The organism is Brevundimonas diminuta, assembly GCF_022654015.1.
GTDB classification, from domain to species: domain Bacteria; phylum Pseudomonadota; class Alphaproteobacteria; order Caulobacterales; family Caulobacteraceae; genus Brevundimonas; species Brevundimonas diminuta_C.
This window is the reverse complement of record NZ_CP073063.1, coordinates 2,598,388-2,616,715: the sequence shown is the minus strand read 5'-3', so window position 1 is coordinate 2,616,715 and position 18,328 is coordinate 2,598,388. Positions and strand designations below refer to the sequence as shown.

The window sequence follows — 18,328 nt, the reverse complement described above, 5'->3', positions numbered from 1 at the left end:
AGCGGCAAACACAGTGCAACGTCATTCGCCGTCGAGCGGTGCGGTGCTGCTGGACCGAGCGGCTAAGCTTCGGATAGTTTCTCTCTGCTGAAGGCGGGGTGAAACGATGCGTGCAGCTTGGATCGGGGCGGTTGCTGTCGGCATTTTGGCCGGATCAGCGCCGAACGCCCTTGCGGCGGTCTCCCAAGTTCAGGCCGCGCCCCAAGAGGCGGCCCAGGGCGACGCTACAGTCGCTCTGACCTATGCGGCCGCTCAACAACGTGTTCGCTCCAACTCCAGTCTCGGTCGCGCTGCGGGCTATGGGATGCAGGCCGCCAGGGCCCAGGCGGATGTGGCTGCCGGGCTGAATCGGCCGACCGTAGCGCTCGATGCTCAGTTGATCCGTTATCGCAAGACATTCGATCTCTCGCTGGGCGACACGCTGGACCGCGCACAGGCCGAGCTCGGCGCCGCCATTCCTGGGCTCATCGCGGATTTGCCCGGTGTGCCGGGTGAGGTGTTGCAGAGTGTCGGCCAGCGGCTGGAAGCGGCGCTTCCCGAAATTTTCGCCGCCTTGCCGCAAGACGTCCGATTGCAGGTCGACGACACGACCTTTCGCCCCACTGTGACGGCGCTTCAGCCGATCTATACCGGCGGCGCAATTCCAGCCTTACGACGAGCGGCGGCGGCCAATGTGGATCTGGCGCAGGCGAAGCAGCAGGAAGCGGTCAGTCTGGAGGACGTAAATCTGGCGCGGGCGTACTTTGGCCAGGTGCTGGCCGCCGAAGCGCTGAAGATCGCACGCGAGACCCGTGACGGCTTCGATCTGCATTTGCGCAACGCTCGACTGTTGGAATCGCAAGGCGTGCTCAGCCACGCCCAGACGCTTCAGGTCGAAGTCGCCCGCGATGCGGCTCAGCGGCAGGTCAACAGGGCCGAACTGGAGCACGACAACGCCGTGGCGTCCCTCGCCAGGGTTGTTGACACCAATGGCGCCGTCGTTCCAACCACGCCCCTGTTCGTAAACCGTGACCCAATCGGTCCAGCCGGCGTGTTTCTTGACCAGGCAAGCCAGACGAACGCTCGCCTTGCGCAGGCTCAAGCCGGGCGCGATCTGGCCGAGGCGGGCGCCGATCTCGCGGCGTCACGAATGAAGCCGTCCGTCTATGCATTCGGAACCTACAACCTGAACCCAGACGACGCTCTGCCGACCGAGCCGGATTGGGCGGTTGGGATCGGCGCCCGTTACACTCTGATTTCGACGGTGGATCGACGACGCATGCTGGGCGCAGCGCGCGCTCAGGCCTCGGCTGCTGCGGAAGTGGAACGACAGGCCCGAGACGACGCCCGATTGCTGGTCACGCGAGCGTATAATCAGGCAGAGTTGGCGCGTCGTCAGTTTCTGAGCATGGACAGCAGCCTGGAGGCCGCCAGCGAGAATCTTAGAGTTCAAGAGGTTGGGTTCCGTGAAGGCGAGGCCACAGCCGCCTCGGTCGTGGACGCCCGCAATCTTCTGGGGGCCGCGCGTTTGCAACGCGCAGCAGCAGCTTACGAATATGATCTCAGCCTGGCCGCCTTGCTGGCGGCGTCGGGAAGCGATCTGACCTTGAACGACTATCTGCAACGCGAAGACCGGATAAGCGCGCCATGAGCGAGACGCCTCCCTTTGCCGATGCCCCGACAAACGGTGCGCCGACCATCGCGGCCAGTCGTACGTCTGCACGGCGACGTATTCTGCCTGTGATCGTGGGCGTCGGCCTCGTGCTGCTGATCGGCTTCATCATCGTGGGCCTCTTCCTCGCGGCCCGTCCTGCCAGGGATCAGGTTCAGGGCATGGTCGAGGCGGAAACCTTCACTGTTGCGACCAAGGTGCCCAGTCGCGTGGAGCGCTTCCTGGCTTCAGAGGGCGATCAGGTGAAGGCAGGTCAGGAGTTGGCTCTGATGAGCAGCCCCGAGGTTGCAGCAAAGGAGGCTCAGGCCCGGGCCCTGCTTCAGTCGAGTGAGGCCATTCAGTCGATGAGCCGCGAAGGCGCTCGCCGCGAGGATGTGCAGTCGGTCGAGTCCGTCTGGCGCGCCGCCCAGGCGACGGCTCGTTTGGCGGACCAGACTGCGCGGCGGGCGGAGAACCTGTTCGCCGAAGGCGTGATTTCCGCCCAACGCCGTGACGAAGCCGTGGCCGCTCGCGCTGCTACAGCCTCGCAATCCGAAGCCGCCCGTCAGCAGTATCTGAAGGCGTTGGCAGGGACACGGCCGCAGGAAAAATCCGTTGCCGACGCCAATGTGCAAGGCGCGCAGGCCGCCGTCGCCGAGGTCCAAAGCCTCCAGGGTGAGACACGACTGCTTGCGCCAAACGACGGCGAGGTTGCGGAGCGTTTCGCCAGTGTCGGCGAGCTCGTGCTCACGGGCGTGCCAGTCTTCACAATCGTGGACATCGGCGACCCGTGGGTTACCTTCAGTGTGCGCGAGGATCAGTTTCGCGATCTGAAAATCGGCGCGATCGTGCGTGGCGATGTGCCCGCACTCGGCCTCGCTGACGTGGGCTTCCGGATCACCGCCATCAATCCTCAAGGCGAGTTCGCCACCTGGCGCTCAACCCGGCAGTCCAGCGGCTATGACGTGCGAAGCTTTCAGGTCAAGGCCAAGCCTGTTCGACCTGTCAACGGCCTGAGGCCTGGCATGAGTGTGCTGTTCGATTGGTCCGCACGGTGAGACGCCTCGCGGCCGTCTTCGTATCGGCCGTTCGGGACGAGGCGCGCGTCCTGGTGACCCGACGGTGGGACGCGTTCGTCGCCTTTGGCCTGCCGCTGATCCTGCTGGTGGTCATCGCGGCGATGCTGGCCACTGGAGTGATCCGTCAGGCCCCGGTCGCCGTGGTCGATCAAGACAATTCGGCCTTTAGCCGCGCCGCAATTCGCAACATGGAGGCGAGCGCCGGTGTTCGCCTGACCCATGCTCCGGCGACGATGACGGAGGCCATGGCCTTGATGCGACGGGGCGAGATTTACAGCGTCGCTCATTTTCCAGCAGATTTTTCTGACGGGGCGTTTCGTCGGCCGGAACAGGTGACCGTGTCGTTCAATGGCGCCTTCCAGACGGTCGGCGCCTTGTCGGCCTTGGGGCAGAGCGCGGCCATCGGATCAGCGGCCGGCCAGCAGTTGCAAGAACGCGCGCGCCAGAGAGGATTGCCCGAAACCGCATTGCAACTCCCCGCTGTCCAGGTGTCGATCGTCGGCAATCCGCAGCTCAGCTTCGAGCTTTTTCTCGGCGGACTTCTGGCGCCGGGGGTCCTTCATCTGCTGGCGGCTTGTTCCGCGGTGTTGGCGGTTGGTCGGCAAATGCAGGGCGGCTCCTTCAAGCGCTTCGAGGCCGAGACGGGCGGCTTCACGACAACAGCTCTGATCGGGCGACTCATTCCGCACGTCGTGGTCTTCAGCCTGTGGGGGTTGGCCTGGATCGCCTGGCTCAGCGGCGTCCGGGGCTGGGGTGTAGCAGGCTCTCTCCCTTTGCTGATCCTTGGCATACTCGCCTTGATGGCGGTGAGCGTTGTCTTGTCGGCTTTTCTGGTCGCCGCGCTTGGCGACGTGGATATGGCGTTCTCGGCCACCGCCATCTATTCGGGTGCGGCTATCGCCTTTTCCAACGGCACTCTCCCGCTGGACCATGGGCCGCGCTTCGCCCGGATCTGGAGCGATATCCTTCCCTATACGCACTATCTACGGCTGCAGACGGGTCAGCTCGTCACGGGGGCGGATTCAGCAGCGGCATGGCGAGACTTGATGATTCTGAGCGGCGTCACCGTGATCGGTCTGATCGTTTCGGCGCTTTTCATCCGGGTACGAGCGCGTCTGGTCGCCAAGCCGGAGAGTTTGAACTTTCCGCTCCCGCAACAGGGCGTTATCGCCGCCTTCGCCGCGACGTTCCGGAACCTGCCGAGTGCGCGGCCGGTCAGCAGCCTGCTGATCCTGGCCGTCGTCCTTTACGCCTTTTACTATCCGGCCGCCTATGCCGGACAGGCCGCGACGGGACTGCCCATCGCCGTAGCGATACCGACGCAGACAACGCTGACGCGCACTCTTGTCGAAGACCTGAATGCTTCGCGCGAGATCGAGGTCGCCGCCGTGATTTCATCCCCTGCTGAGGGCTTTGAACTGATGCGGCGCGGCGTGGTCGACGGGGTCGTCGTCCTGCCTCAGCGTTTTGAGGCCGATCTGTTGAGGGGGGTGCCGACGGGCGTGGCCATCTGGCTGAACGGCGGTTATCTGGTTCGTGTCACAGCGGTCGGCAAAGCCGTCGCCGCCGCAACAGCGCAGGTCGCTGAGGCGCAGTTGAAAGGGCTGCCTGATATCGCCCGCGCCGTCAGATTAGCGCCGACCCTGAAGCAGGTTCCCCTCTTCAACCCGACGGAGGGCTACGGCGGTTACGCCGTGCCGGCGGTCAGTCTTATCATCTTGCAGCAGACGCTATTGCTGGGAGCCGGCGTGATCACCGCCGTGCGTCGAGAGACCGGCGCGGCTAGGCTGAAACGCAGCGCGCGCTTGGGTCTGTGGCTGGCGCTTACGGCGATTGGGACAGCCTCCACTCTCTTTTATTTCGGTTTCGTGTTCTGGTTTCAGGACTATCCCCGCGCAGGCAACCTGATCGGCGTCCTACTGCTGGCGCCCATATTTTCAGCGGCGGTCGCTGCTGTGGGTCTGCTTCTAGGCGCGCTTTTCGATCGCCATGAACGGGTCTTGCAGGTTCTGGTCGGCACTTCCGCGCCCTTGTTTTTCCTGTCAGGCGCTGCGTGGCCGCATTTCATGATGCCTAAAGGTCTCGTCTGGCTCGCGCATTTTTCACCGTCCACCGCTGCCGTTCAGGCCTTTGTTCGCCTGAACGCCATGGGCGCCAGCCTTTGGGAAGTCTCAGGTTTGGCAGCCATTTTGACAGGCCTCGCGGTCGTCTATGGCGGTTTGTGGGTGGTGTGCGGCTCTCTGCGCGTGACGGCGGGGGCGTCATTGTCGCAAAGCGCAACGCGAGAATAGAGACCAATTGAAGCGCAGGGGTGGGTTTGGCTATCGCGACGCCCACCTCAGGGTCACGCCGATCGTGCGAGGACGCAAAGGCGTGATGGCCTGGGCGTCGGGGAGGCGGAAAGGGTCGCTGTAGGCGAAGGTGTTGGCTTCGGTGTCGAAGAGATTGTCCACGAAGACCGTCGCGGTCCACGCCGACGCCTCGACGCCCAAGACCAGCCTGCCTGTGCCGTAATCGCCCATTCGATATTGCTGACGTCCGTCGAACGTCAGGCGCGACGCGCCGACGTAGGACAGGCCGCCGTCGGCCAAAAGTTCAAGACGCTCGCCCAGTGGACGACGCCAGCTGAAGCCGACATTCGCAGAAGCCCGAGGCACCCCGGGCAAGCTCGCGTCGCGACGGGAATCAAACCTCACGCTGGGCGAGGTGATGCGCGGGTCGGCGACGAGCCCGTTGGCGAAAAGCTCAAGCGTCTCGGTGGGACGCCAGTTGGCCTCGACCTCGAAGCCCTTGTCCGCGCCATCGCCGACGTTGACGACATAGGCCAGGCCGCTGGGCAGAAACTGGTCGCTCTGCACATTGCGCCAGCGCGCGGCGTAGACGGCGGCGCGGAGGCGGGCGCGGCCGTCCGCCGATCGGTACTTGGCCCCCAACTCGGCATTCCACAGGCTATCCGGCTTGTACTGGCGCGCGGGTGAATCTGACAGGCCGCTGAAGTCCTGACCGATGACGCCGGCGGTGTTGAAGCCGCCGGCCCGGTGGCCACGACTGACGAGGGTGGACAGGTTCAGGCGATCGCTGGGCTGCCAGACGAGGGCGATCTTGGGTGTGAAGCCGGCGGATTCACCGCGTCCGTCGAAGGATCGCGATCGGGTGAACTGTCGAACCAGGGAGGTGGTGTCGTATTCAAGGGCGTAGTAGCGGGCCCCGGCGGTCAGGGTCAGGTCGTAGGGCAGGTCCAGCGACGCTTCGCCATAAACGGCGGCCTCGTTCAGCCGGTCGCGCCGCGCCTCGGAATAGATGGCGCGAGGCTCGGGCGTCAGGGCGGACAGGACGGGATTGGTGCGTGTGGTGTTGGACGACACCAAGCCGCCGGCCAACCAGCGCCAGCGACCGATGTCGGGAGAGGCGAAGTTGGCCTCGCCGACGATCAGATGGATGTCCTTGCCTTCGTCCAGCGCGCCGATGCGCCAGCCCGATCCAAAGCGACGAAGGGCGCTGGAGGCATCGTAGCGGCTCTTGAAGCCGTGCTCCACGACCGAGACCGATGCAGTTAGCCGGCCCCAGGCACCACGTCCCTCGATCGAGGCCGAGCCCTGGTCGAAGCGGTTCTGGTGCGGTTCTCGGACCAGATTAGCGCGCCTCAGTGGGCCGAGGCCGCGATAGACGTAGTGGGTGTCCTCTGTGACGATGGATTGGTGGACGACGCCGGCGCGCGCCGTCCAGCCGGGCGAAATCTCCAGCGCAGCGGACAGCCGGCCGCCGCGCCGCGTGCCGTCGTTGACTCGCCGCAAGTTCAGTTCGACGTCGTTGATATAGCCGCTGTAGGTCTCGCCATAGAGGGCCGCGCGGATCGCGGCGCGGTCGCCGGCGATCGGCAGGTTGGCGACCAAGCCATAGTCGGAGTTCCAGCCGCCGCCGTCGGTGCGCGACCGGGTCGCCGAGAGCGACAGCGATTCTTCGCCCATCGCCGGAGCCCGCGTGACGATGCGTACGACGCCGCCGATCGGGCCGGTGCCGTAAAGCGTGCCTTGCGGTCCGCGCAGCACCTCGACCCGGTCGATGTCGATCAGCTTCAGATCCGGGTCTGGTGCGGCGTATGTCACCGGCGTCAGGTCGAGGTACAGGCCGACGGTGGATTGGGTCAGGCCGGTGAAGACGCCGTCCGATATGCCGCGTAGAAGGATCTTGTTCCGGCCGGGGCCGAGATTGGTCACCGTCATGCCGGAGACGAGGCTGTCCAATCCCTGCATGCCCGTGACCCCAGCACGAGTGATGCGTTCGGCGCCGACCGCCGTCATGGCCGACGACGAGGACTGGATCAGTTCGGGGCGGCGCGGGGCGGTCACGACGACTTCGCTGACCTGCGCCACGTCTTCGGGCGGCGTCACGGGAGCGGGGCGTGGGGCGACCGGGCGAGCGGGAGCGGGCGGCGCGCTCGAGGGCCTGCTGATGATTACAGCGCCATCCTGGCGAATGGCGTGGCGACATCCGCTGCCCGCCAGCAATCGCGTAAGGGCTGCGTCCAGCGACATCCGGCCGCTGATCGCGGGGCTGACGCCGACGCACGAGGTGAGGTTGCCGCCCAGTGAAACGCGGGCCTGAAGCGCCAGGTCGAGCAGGGCGTCGTCCACGGATTGGCGGGGGATATAGATGTCGAGCAGGCGCGCATCCGCCTGCGCCGGCGTGCTTAAAGCCGTCGTGGCGAGCAGAAAGAGACTGGGAAGAAGGGCGGCGGCGTGTGGCTTGGACAGGGCGAGGTGTTGGGGCCGCCCGGCCTTAACCGGCCTCACGGGCGTTGACGCGGACTTCGCGCGTCGAGGCGTCCACGCGGACGGGGGCGAAATCCTGCAACTGCTTCAACATCACGGCCTCGTCGCCAATGCGAAGGGCGCCGGTGAACCGCAGCGCCCGAGCCGATGTCGATAGCACGACAGGCTTGTCGAGATAACGTGAAAGATCGTCCGCGACATCGGTCATCGGGCGGTTGCGATAAACGAGAACGCTTTGTCGCCAGGGCGAAGTCTGGTCCGGCAAAACCTGAGACAGGGCCGGGGTCTGCTCGCCGCTCTGCGCCAGCGCCTGACCGGCCACCAGTCGAACCTTGGGTGCGTTGACGGGGGTTACGGCGACGACGCCCCGTTCGACGGCGACGGCGAAACGGTCGCCGTGGTTCAGGACATTGAATGCGGTCCCCAAAACCTCGACCTGATGATCGCCCGCGGCCACGATGAAAGGATGGGCCGGGTCGTGGGCGATGTCGAAGGCGGCCTCGCCCTCGGTCAGCGAGACCGAACGTTTGTCGCCGTCGAACCGGACGTCCAAGGTGGAATGGCGGTTCAAATAGACGTACGAACCATCCTCGAGCGCAACCGTCAGGGGGGCGTCGGTGGTGGCGTAAACCTGCGAGCCCGGCGTCAGCCACAGGAACAGGCCGACCGCCAGAGTCACGCTGGCGGCGATGCCGATCGCCGTGCCCAGCCAGGGCGAACGCGGCTTGGCGCGGCGTACACGCGCGGCGGCGAGATCGATGACCGGGGGCTCTGTTGCTGCGGGCGAGGCAGGGGCGTCCAGATCGACCCACAGACGCTCGACGGCGTCGTAGGCGGCGGCGTGGGTCGGCGACGCCTCCAGCCAGTCCTGGAATTCCAGCCAGGCGGATTCGGGCATCTCGTCGTCACGCAGGACGACGAACCACTGGAGCGCCTTTTCCTCAATGTCGGTTCGTGCGGTCATCCGATCCCAGCCTGGAGGAACGCCGTGCAACGCGCCTCCTGATAGCAAGACGACGCCGCCAAGCTTTCACCTTCAGGCAAATTCCCCCAGCGCGTGAAAAGGACGGGCATCACGGTTGAACCTTGCGGGAAAGAACGCGCAGCGCGTCCATCATGTGCTTCTCGACCGAACTGCGTGAAATGCCCATTTGGACGGCGACGTCGGCGTAGCTGACGCCATCGAACTTGTGCAGGCGAAAGACTGTCTGCGTCTTGGGCGGCAGGGTGTCCAGGGCGGCGAGAAGGCGCGCCAGCTTTTCGCGCCCGGCCACGACCGCCTCTGCAGAAGGCGTAGCATCGAGATCTTCGGCGGCGCCTGTCTCGTGGTTCAACTGGCGCCATTGGGCGTCGCGGTTCGCCGACCGTTGCCCGGATCGCCAGCGGTCCATCAGCAGGTTGGACGTCAGGCGAAATAGAAAGGCCCGAGGATTGTCTGGCGGCGGGTCGGGATCGAGCGTCGAGACCTTCAGATAAATGTCCTGCAGCACATCATCGGCATCGCCCGACGCGCCGCCCAGCCGCGCGCGGCAGAACCGGGCCAGATCCTCGCGCTGCGCCAGATAGGCGGCGATCAGGGGATGCGCGGAAGGCGCGGTCAAACGGGCGAAGTCCTCTGGTGCAGCCAAACGGGCCAAGACCTTCAATGCCGTGACGATTTTCATGAGGCAAGGGTCGGTCGGCGGCGTCCTTGTCATGGAGGCGCTGTGTCGCCGCGACGAGCAGGACCCAGATGCGCGCGTTTGCAGGACATGACGGCACGACGGCCCCGGTTCTTTCGGTCGGCTAAGGCGGCGTCGTGTTCGATCTCTGGCGCTCGGGCTTCATCCGCCGTCCCTTAAGCAGCTTCATTGACCATGAGCCGCGCGCGGACGAGATCGTCTGGCTGCCGGACTGCGGACCGCATGCCTATGTCGCGGACCCATTCGGGCTCACGCGCGACGGGGTGCTGACCGTCTTCGTCGAGGCGTTCGACTATCATGTGCGCCGCGGCGAGATTCACTATCGCCAGTATGACGCCGACGACCGGCTGATGGGGCAGGGCGTGGCCCTGTCCGAGCCCTGGCACCTGTCCTATCCGACGCTGATCGAGGACGGCGGCGAACTCTACATGCTTCCGGAAGGCTACAAGAGCGGCGGGCTGATCCTCTATCGCTGCTTGCGTTTCCCGGACCAGTGGGAGGCGGTGGCCCGCATCGGCGAGGCGGCTGCGATCGACGCGACGGTGGTCAAGCACGACGGCCGGTGGTGGATGTTCCATGCGCGGCCCGGACCGGACGACCGGGCGATGCGCGAACTGCATGTCGCCTGGGCCGACAGCCTGACGGGGCCTTGGACGTCGCATTCAGCCAATCCGGTGGTGAGCGGTTTTCAGACCTCGCGGCCGGGCGGGTCGGCGGTCGTTCACGACGGCGCGCTTCATCTGCCAGTTCAGGACTGCGCCGCGACCTATGGGGCGGCGATCAATCTGTTGCGGATCGATGCGCTGACCCCGGACGCGTTTTCGGCGGTGGTCGTGAAACGGTTCGAGCCGGGTCGTCTGCTGGATGGGTACGGCGACGGCTTGCACACCCTGTCCGGTCACGGCGACGTCACCTTCATCGATGTGAAGGGCATCCGCCAGTCGTCGGCGGAGCCTTGGCTGAAGGCCGGGTTCAAGGCGCGTCGCCTGCTGGGCCTGAACGGGCCGCGCGGTCGCCGCGCCACCGGCGCCGCCGTTCATCCCAAGATTTTCGAGACCGCTTCCGTTCGGAAGGAAGGCTAGGCCATGCGTATCGCCGTCGTTCTGCCGCGAGGCTGCACCTTCTGTCCGGACAAGACCAACTCGATGGAGACAGTGGTGCGCACGCTGTCCGCGCACAGCCGTTTGAACCGGCTGGTGACGTTGATCGCCGATGCCGGCGGGCCGACGCCGGCGGGCGTGCAGATGGTGACGGTGCCCGCCGGACTGGGCCGCAAGGCGCGAAATGCGGCGGTGGTTGACGTTCTGAAGAAACTGTCGCCGGACATTGTGGAATACCATCAGCAGCTGAAGGCGGCGTCGGAGTTGGCGCGGCACTCGCCGGACGCGATCCACGTCCTTTATCGCCACACGCGGATCAAGCCGTCGCGCAACCTGATCGAACGCTTGCGCTATGGCCGTCGTCTGGCGCGGTTCGACCGTCTGGTGTTCGTCAGCCGGGCGGCGGGTGAAGAGTTCGCAACAGATTATCCGCGTCTGGCCGGGCGCGTCTCATCGGTTTGCAATCCGATCGAAAGCGACGCTTGGCGCGCATCGCCCGAGCAGCGCGAAAACCTGATCCTGTTTTCGGGACGGGCGATGAAGGACAAGGGGCTGGACCTGTTCTGCGTAGCCCTGGCCGAGACGTTGGATCGCCATCCCGACTGGCGGGGTTCACTGATGCTGGGCGACTGGGACAAGCATCAGGACTGGGCCGCGCCGCAGGTGCGGATGCTGGAGCGGTTCGGCGACCGTGTCGAAATCCACAAATCAGCGTCGCTGGACGCGGTGCGGGCGATGACGCAGCGCGCCGCCATCGCGGTCACGCCGTCGCGTGTGCGCGAGGCCCTGGGACTGGCCGCGCTGGAGGCCCATGCGGCGGGCGCGGCGCTGATCTCGTCGGGGCGCGGCGGCTTGCGCGAAGCCAGCGGCGAATATGCGCTGTATGTCGACGTCGAGGAGGCCGGGTCGCTGACAAGCGCCATGATGCGTCTGGTCGAAAACCCGGATGAACTTCTGGCCCTGGCGCGTGGCGGGCAGGCCTATGTCGAGCGGGTGCATTCGCCGGCCGCGCGCGCCGCCGAGCTGGACGCCTTGCGCGAGGCCTTGGTCGACAAGGCGTTCGTCACGCCGAAGCCGACGCTGCGCCGGCGTCCTCTGTTCGGGCCGGCGGCGTCGCTGACCCGGCTTCAGGGCTAGGCTTCAGCCCCTTCGGATCAGGCTGTCGTAGACGTGGGTGACGGCGTCGAAGCGCACGCGCGTCGGCTGGTCGCCCAGGGGCGCGGCCTGGAAGTCGGCGTCGGTCAGGCCGGCGGCGACGGGATCGGCGATCTTGTCGGTGTTCCAGCCCAGCAGCAGGCGACCGCCCGGGCGTAGGATGGCCGCCAGAGCCTTCAAGGCGCGCTGCTGCTGGTCGGGACTGTCGACGCCATAACCCAGCACCCCGTTGCAGACGACGGCGTCGAAGGTCAGGTCCGGGAACAGCCGATCCGCCTCGCAAACGTCGCCTGTGCGGTGGCGACCCTCGCGGCCCCAGCGTGCGGCGGCCGGATCGATGTCGGTGGTCCAGACCTCGCCGCCCTGCGCCTCCAGCAAGGCGTAGTCGTCCAGCGTATATTCGCGGCATCCGATCCACAGGATGCGCCCGCCGTCGGCCGCCAACGCGGGGACATAGCTGTCGGCCATCACCCGTCGGTCGGGCAAGGCGCGGATTCTGACCGCCTTGGCGGAGCGTCGCCTGCGCTCGGCGTCCTTGCCGAAGATCAAACCCCTGACGAGCGTTCCCAGACCCACGTGCTTCCCCCTCGGACCGTTCGATACGGTTGTTATCGAGGGGGCGGCGATCTGTCTCGCGCTTTTCCTTGCGTTTCCGGCCGCCGGGCTTTGATGTGGCGGAACGACCGCCTACTGACGGCGCATGATCCAGGACGTTCCTCCCCCCGCCACGCCCACCGCCTTGCCCGAGATCGTCGTCACAGCCGCGCGTCTGCCGCCGGCGGCGGCCGATGCTGCGTTCTCGGTGGTGCGGATCGATGAGACGGTGCTGTCGCGGTCGTCGCGTTTGGATGAGGCGTTGCGGTCCGTGCCGGCGGTGTCGCTGTTTCGGCGCACGAGCAGCGCGGCGGCCAATCCGACGACGCAAGGGATCTCGCTGAGGGCCATCGCGCCGTCCGGAGCAGGACGGACGCTGGTGCTGTTGGACGGCGTGCCGCTGAATGATCCCTTCGGGGGCTGGGTCATCTGGTCCCAGGCGACGCCGGAATCCCTGGAAAGCCTGGACGTCATCCGGGGGGCGGGCTCGGGCCCCTATGGCGCGGGCGCGCTGACGGGCACGATCACCCTGCGTGAACGCGGGAAAGGCGGCACGCTGGATGTGTCCGCGTCCGAGCGGGGCGGTTTGCGGGCGGCGGGGTCGGCGTCCACGCGTGTGGGGCGGGTGGCGGTGACGCTGAGTGGGTTGCGCGAAGTGAGCGACGGCTATGTGCCGGTGCGCGGGTCGGCGGCCGGAGCGGCGGACACGCCGCTTGATCTCGATAGCCGAAGTGCGGCGCTCCGGGTCGATACGGCCTTGGGACAGGCGAACCTGTCGGTGCGGGCCGCGACCTGGGAAGAGGATCGCGGATCGGGTCTGGCCGGAACGCGCGCCAACGCCAGCGGGCACAGCCTGAGCGCCACGGCGGCGCAGACGCCGACGGCCGACGGCTATGGCTGGCGGCTGCAGGCGTGGCGGATCGACAGCAATCTGGCCAATAGCTCGGCCTCGGTGTCGGCCGACCGATCGACCGCGACGCCGGCCAACGATCAGTTCAAGACGCCTGCGACCGGATGGGGGGTGAATGCGGCCCTGCGCCGTCGCATGGCGGATTTCGCGGGCGGACGGTTGGAATGGGAGCTGGGCGCCGATGCGCGCTTCAACGACGGCGAAACTAACGAGCTGTTCAGCAATCCAACGGGCGCGGGCTTCACCCGCATTCGGCGTGCGGGCGGGGAGACGGCGGTGGCCGGGGCCTATGTCGATGCGTCCTGGACTGCGGCCGAATGGTTAGTGGCTGGCGGACTGCGAGTGGATCGGTGGGAGAATACGGGCGGATTCCGTCAGGAGAACACCCTGGCGACCGGCGCCGTCCTGCTGAACGAAAGCGACGCGGATCGGTCGGGCGAGGTGGTCAGCGCGCGTCTGGCCGTGCGGCGTGATCTGGGCGGCGGCTATGCGGCGCGAGTGGCGGCCTATTCCGGGTTCCGGCCCGCAACGTTGAACGAACTGCATCGGCCGTTCCGTGTCGGCAACGACATCACCGAGGCCAACGCCGCCCTGACGCCCGAGACGCTGAAGGGCGTGGAGACGGGCTTGGCCTTCGACAGCGACGGCATACGCTGGGGCACATCGGTGTTCTGGAACCAGATCGAGGACGCCATCGTCAATGTGACGATCGGCGCCGGGCCGGCGACCTTCCCGCGCGCCGGGTTCGTGCCGGCGGGCGGGGTGCTGCGGCAGCGCCAGAACGCGGGAACGATCGACGCCTGGGGCGTGGAACTGACGGGGGCGCTGGATCTGTCGTCCGCCGTGTCGCTGAACGCCGCTGCGTCCTGGACAGACGCCGAGATCGACGGCGGATCGTCCGCCGCGCAGCTGACCGGCCTGCGTCCCGCCCAGGCGCCGGAATGGAGCGCGACCGCTGGGTTGGATTGGCGCGCGACCGATCGACTGACCCTGGCCCTGGCGGCGCGTTATGAATCGAGCCGGTTCGACGACGACCTGAACAGCCGGGTGCTGGACGCCGCCGTGACGCTGGATGCGCGTGCGGAGTGGGCCTTCACGCCGAACGCGACCCTCTGGATGGCGGCGGACAATCTGTTCGACGAGGATGTCGAGGTGTCAGAAACGGGCACGGGCGTCGCCGGATACGGCCCGCCCCGAACGGTTAGCGTCGGTTTGCGATTCAGCTATTGAGACCGCTGACCGGCGGTCTTATCGACCAGGTTTTTGCGCGACGCACAGATTTCGTCCGCCCAAAGGGTGAAAATGACCTTCAATGCTGTTGCGCGAGGCGGCTGGCGCGCTAAGCGCTAAGGGCGGACGATCCACGGCCGCTGATCCCAACGACGAGCCTGTCATGTCCGAAGAATTCTACCGCATGAAGCGGTTGCCGCCCTATGTCATCGCCGAAACCAATGCGATGCGCGCGGCGGCCCGTGCGGCAGGCGAGGACGTGATCGACCTGGGGATGGGCAACCCCGACCTGCCGCCGCCGCAGCATGTGATCGACAAGCTGATCGAGGTGGCCAGGAAGCCCGACGCCCACGGCTATTCGCAGTCCAAGGGCATCCCGGGGCTGCGCCGCGCCCAGGCCAACTATTACGGTCGCCGCTTCGGCGTCGATGTGGATCCCGAGACCGAGGTGATCGTCACCATGGGTTCCAAGGAGGGCCTGGCCAGCCTGGCCACCGCCATCACCGAGCCGGGCGACGTGATCCTGGCGCCCAATCCGTCCTATCCGATCCATACCTTCGGCTTCATCATCGCCGGGGCTGCGATCCGCAGCGTGCCGACCACGCCGGACGAGAAGTATTTCGAGGCGCTGGAGCGGGCCATGGCCTTCACCGTGCCGCGGCCCAAGATCCTGGTGATGAACTATCCGTCGAACCCGACGGCGGAGACGGTCGATCTGGCCTTCTACGAACGGGTCGTGGACTTCGCCAAGGCGAACGATCTGTGGATCATCAGCGATCTGGCCTATTCGGAGCTCTATTACGACGGCAAGCCGACGGTCTCGATCCTGCAGGTGCCGGGCGCCAAGGACGTGGCGATCGAGTTCACCTCCCTGTCCAAGACCTACAGCATGGCCGGCTGGCGGATGGGGTTTGCGGTCGGCAACAAGAAACTGATCGCGGCGATGACGCGGGTGAAATCCTACCTCGACTACGGCGCCTTCACCCCCATCCAGGCGGCGGCGTGCGCGGCGCTGAACGGGCCGCAGGACATCGTCGAGCAGAACCGCAAACTCTATCATCGCCGGCGCGACGTGCTGGTCGAGAGTTTCGGCCGCGCGGGGTGGGACATTCCCAAGCCGGCCGCGTCCATGTTCGCCTGGGCGCCCTTGCCGCCGGCGCTCAAGCATCTGGGCAGTCTGGAGTTTTCCAAGCAGTTGCTGACCCACGCCAAGGTCGCGGTGGCGGCGGGCGTCGGCTATGGCGAGAACGGCGAGGGCTTCGTGCGTATCGCCATGGTCGAGAACGAGCAGCGCATCCGCCAGGCCGCCCGCAACATCAAATCCTATCTGAAATCGCAGGGCGTCAATGTGCCGCCCAGCCGGGAAGACTGACTATGCCGTCTGGACTGATCGCACTGCTGGACGATGTCGCCGGCATTGCAAAGCTGGCGGCCGCGTCGCTGGATGACGTGGGCGCGGCGGCCGGCAAGGCCTCGACCAAGGCCGCCGGCGTGGTGGTGGACGATGCGGCGGTCACGCCGCGCTATGTCATGGGCCTGTCGCCCAGCCGCGAACTGCCGATCATCAGCAAGATCGCGCTGGGGTCGTTTCGCAACAAGCTGATCTTCATCCTGCCGGTGGCTTTGGTGCTCAGCGCCTTTGCGCCCTGGGCCATCACCCCGATCCTGATGTGCGGCGGGACCTATCTGTGTTTCGAGGGAGCCGAAAAGCTGCTGGAGGCGATGGGGCACGGCGGGCATGAGGATGCCGCGCCGGTCGCGCGCGATGCGGCGGCGCTGGAGAAGACGACCGTGTCGGGCGCCGTGCGCACCGACCTGATCCTGTCGGCCGAGATCATGGCCATCGCCCTGGCCGATGTGGCGGCGCAGCCGATCCTGACCCAAGCCGCCGTGCTGGCCGTGGTCGGCATCGCCATGACCGTCGTCGTCTATGGCGCGGTCGGCTTGATCGTGAAGATGGACGACATCGGCCTGCATCTGGCTCAGCGGCCCAACGGCGGCGTGCGCGCCCTGGGGCGGGTTCTGGTGAAGGGCATGCCGATGGTGATGAGCGCCCTGTCCGTGATCGGGACGGCGGCAATGCTGTGGGTCGGCGGCGGCATTCTGCTGCACGGCTCCCATACGCTGGGGCTGCACTGGCCGGCCGTGCCGGTCGAGCATTTGTCGCATGCTGTCGGCGAACTGTTCGGGCCGTTGGCGGGCGTGATGAGCTGGCTGACGACGGCGGTGGCCTCGGCCGTGATCGGGCTGATCGTCGGCGGCGCAGTCGTGTTGGTCCTGCATCAGGTCGCGCGCCTGCGGTCCAAGGAATCGCACTAGGAGCGAGCCGGGCTGTCATGCGGGCGCCATCCGCGACAGCTAGAGGCCGCACGGCTGTTGTTGGAGTTGTTCATGTCCCTGTCGCGTCACGTCGCCGCCGCGTGTCTGGCCGTCTTGTCGATCGCGGGCGCCGCCTGTGCGGGCGCGCCGGTCGCCCAGCCGACGGTTCAGGCCGCCGCGCCGCAGTCGTCGGTCGCGGCCCTGACGCCGCCCAAACTGATCGTGACCATCGTGGTCGATCAGTTCAGCGCCAACCTCTTCAACCAGTATCGCAGCCGCTACAGCGGCGGCCTGCGCCGGCTGGCCGACCAGGGGCTGGTGTCGATCAACGGCTATCAGACCCACGGTCTGACCGAAACCTGCCCGGGTCACTCCACCGTTCTGACCGGGATGCATCCGGCCGAGACCGGCATTCCCGCCAACGACTGGATCGACGGCAAGACCGGCAAGGAGGTCTATTGCCTGGCCGCGCCGCAGAACCACCTGGCGCACGGGCGCGACGATACCGACAACGGGCCGGTGGGGCCGGATCAGCTGGGCGCGACGACGCTGGGCGACTGGCTGAAGGCCGTTAGTCCGGGCAGCAAGGTCGTGGCGGTGTCGGGCAAGGATCGCGGAGCGATCAATCTGGCCGGCCATCAGGGGCAGGCCTTCTGGTTCACCGACGGGTTTGGACTGACGACCTATGTCGAGCCGGGTCAGACGGCCGAGACGAAGCTGGCGCCGGTCGCTGCGTTCAACCGCGACTTCAACGCCTGGACGGCGGCGACGCCGACAGCCTGGGACTATCAGAACGCGGACTGCCGGGCGCTGGCGGGGGACTGGACCATTCGCGCCCAGACCTTCCATTCGGTGCTGCCGCCGGCGGAGCTGAAGTTCGACACCTCGCCATTGCTGGACGAGCAGACGCTGAAGGCGGCGGAATATCTGCTGGACAGCCAGAAGCTGGGACAGGGGACGGCGACCGACATGCTGGGCGTCAGCCTGTCGGCCACCGACCGGATCGGCCATATGTACGGCACCCAGGGGCCGGAGATGTGCGAGCAGATGCACCGGCTGGATGCGGCTCTGGGCGCCTTCCTGGACAAGCTGGCCCAGGTTCCGGGCGGCGCGCTGGTCGTTTTGACGGCCGATCATGGCGGTTCGGACTTCGTCGAGCGGCTGCACGAGCATGGCTATCCGCAGGCGCACCGCGCCGACACCGATGCGATCAAGGGCGTCAACGCCGCGCTGAAGGCGCGCTTCAATCTGGACGCCGATCCGCTGCAGTCCGGCGGAAGCGGCTGGATGGTCGCCGATGCGGATCACAAGTCGCTGCCCGATCCGTTGCGGACACAGGTGGCGCAGGCGGCGGTCGAGATGCTGCGCGCCCTGCCGGACGTGGCCTTCGCCGAGACGCGCGATCGGCTGCTGGCCGAGCCTCTGCCGGACAGCCGTCAGCCCGAGATGATGACAGTGCGCGAGCGGATGCGGCTGTCGACCGTCGCCGAGCGATCGCCCGACATCCAGTTCGCCTGGACGCAGAACACCACTTCGGGCGGCCGCGTCGGCTCGACCCTGGCCGGACACGGCACGCCGTGGGAATACGACCGTCGCGTGCCGATCATCTTCTGGTGGCCGGGCGCCAAGGCCGAGGAGCGGTTCCTGCCGATCCGGACCGTCGATATCGCCCCGACCCTCGCCCATGTGATCGGCGTCCCCGCGCCCCGGGTCGAGGGCCGGTGCATCGATCTGAATGGATTTGCCGTGGCGGCTTGCGGGGCGGCGGCCAGATAAACTCCTGTTTCCGGCCGTCAACTCATGTTTCCTGAGGGGAAGGCGGCCTTACACAGCGGGGGTTTCGTTGGCAGAAGAGGG

Annotated in this window: 13 protein-coding genes; 9 read left to right on the top strand and 4 right to left on the bottom strand. The window is 66.7% G+C overall.

Annotated elements, in window-relative coordinates; translation table 11 throughout:
- Positions 1-106: 106 nt before the first annotated feature.
- Genes KAK88_RS13060 through KAK88_RS13050 form a run of 3 tightly spaced genes read left to right on the top strand, consistent with a single transcriptional unit; the run spans position 107 to position 5,000 of the window.
- Positions 107-1,630, top strand: coding sequence for a TolC family protein (locus tag KAK88_RS13060; protein WP_242076937.1), 1,524 nt, complete (start codon positions 107-109; stop codon positions 1,628-1,630).
- Positions 1,627-2,688 (top strand): HlyD family secretion protein, encoded by a 1,062-nt coding sequence (locus tag KAK88_RS13055; RefSeq protein ID WP_242076936.1) that lies wholly within the window; start codon positions 1,627-1,629, stop codon positions 2,686-2,688. The genes KAK88_RS13060 and KAK88_RS13055 overlap by 4 nt, the downstream gene beginning before the upstream one ends.
- 53 nt (positions 2,689-2,741) lie before the next feature.
- Positions 2,742-5,000, top strand: coding sequence for an ABC transporter permease (locus KAK88_RS13050; RefSeq protein ID WP_242076935.1), 2,259 nt, complete (start codon positions 2,742-2,744; stop codon positions 4,998-5,000).
- 30 nt (positions 5,001-5,030) lie between these two features.
- Here the strand turns inward: KAK88_RS13050 and KAK88_RS13045 are convergent, their stop codons facing one another.
- The 3 genes from KAK88_RS13045 to KAK88_RS13035 all read right to left on the bottom strand — a co-directional run bounded on the left by KAK88_RS13045 (position 5,031) and on the right by KAK88_RS13035 (position 9,145).
- Complete coding sequence (locus tag KAK88_RS13045; RefSeq protein ID WP_242076934.1) at positions 5,031-7,502, bottom strand: TonB-dependent receptor domain-containing protein; 2,472 nt, start codon at positions 7,500-7,502, stop codon at positions 5,031-5,033.
- Positions 7,489-8,445, bottom strand: coding sequence for a FecR family protein (locus KAK88_RS13040; RefSeq protein ID WP_242076933.1), 957 nt, complete (start codon positions 8,443-8,445; stop codon positions 7,489-7,491). The genes KAK88_RS13045 and KAK88_RS13040 overlap by 14 nt, the downstream gene beginning before the upstream one ends.
- A gap of 109 nt (positions 8,446-8,554) precedes the next feature.
- Complete coding sequence (locus tag KAK88_RS13035) at positions 8,555-9,145, bottom strand: RNA polymerase sigma factor (RefSeq protein WP_242076932.1); 591 nt, start codon at positions 9,143-9,145, stop codon at positions 8,555-8,557.
- Between the two features lie 134 nt (positions 9,146-9,279).
- Between KAK88_RS13035 and KAK88_RS13030 the strand changes: the two genes are divergently transcribed.
- Together KAK88_RS13030 and KAK88_RS13025 are read left to right on the top strand one after the other, a co-directional pair.
- Positions 9,280-10,245 carry a glucosamine inositolphosphorylceramide transferase family protein gene (locus KAK88_RS13030; protein ID WP_242076931.1) on the top strand — a complete coding sequence of 322 codons (966 nt, stop codon included), beginning with the start codon at positions 9,280-9,282 and terminating at the stop codon, positions 10,243-10,245.
- Between the two features lie 3 nt (positions 10,246-10,248).
- The gene (locus KAK88_RS13025; RefSeq protein WP_242076930.1) at positions 10,249-11,400 is read left to right on the top strand and encodes a glycosyltransferase; all 1,152 of its coding nucleotides are present in this window, start codon (positions 10,249-10,251) and stop codon (positions 11,398-11,400) included.
- 3 nt (positions 11,401-11,403) lie between these two features.
- Here KAK88_RS13025 and KAK88_RS13020 read toward each other — a convergent pair whose 3' ends face one another.
- The gene (locus tag KAK88_RS13020) at positions 11,404-11,994 is read right to left on the bottom strand and encodes a class I SAM-dependent methyltransferase (protein WP_242076929.1); all 591 of its coding nucleotides are present in this window, start codon (positions 11,992-11,994) and stop codon (positions 11,404-11,406) included.
- Positions 11,995-12,118: 124 nt separating this feature from the next.
- On the opposite strand from KAK88_RS13020, the gene KAK88_RS13015 reads away from it, so the two are divergent.
- From KAK88_RS13015 to KAK88_RS13000, 4 genes are all read left to right on the top strand, one after another.
- Positions 12,119-14,152 carry a TonB-dependent receptor gene (locus KAK88_RS13015; protein WP_242076928.1) on the top strand — a complete coding sequence of 678 codons (2,034 nt, stop codon included), beginning with the start codon at positions 12,119-12,121 and terminating at the stop codon, positions 14,150-14,152.
- A 163-nt stretch (positions 14,153-14,315) separates the two neighbouring features.
- The gene (locus tag KAK88_RS13010) at positions 14,316-15,524 is read left to right on the top strand and encodes an LL-diaminopimelate aminotransferase (RefSeq protein WP_242076927.1); all 1,209 of its coding nucleotides are present in this window, start codon (positions 14,316-14,318) and stop codon (positions 15,522-15,524) included.
- 2 nt (positions 15,525-15,526) lie between these two features.
- Positions 15,527-16,471 (top strand): DUF808 domain-containing protein, encoded by a 945-nt coding sequence (locus tag KAK88_RS13005; protein ID WP_242076926.1) that lies wholly within the window; start codon positions 15,527-15,529, stop codon positions 16,469-16,471.
- Positions 16,472-16,543: 72 nt separating this feature from the next.
- Positions 16,544-18,247: an alkaline phosphatase family protein gene (locus KAK88_RS13000; protein ID WP_242076925.1), complete on the top strand. Its 1,704-nt coding sequence runs from the start codon at positions 16,544-16,546 to the stop codon at positions 18,245-18,247.
- Positions 18,248-18,328: the final 81 nt, after the last annotated feature.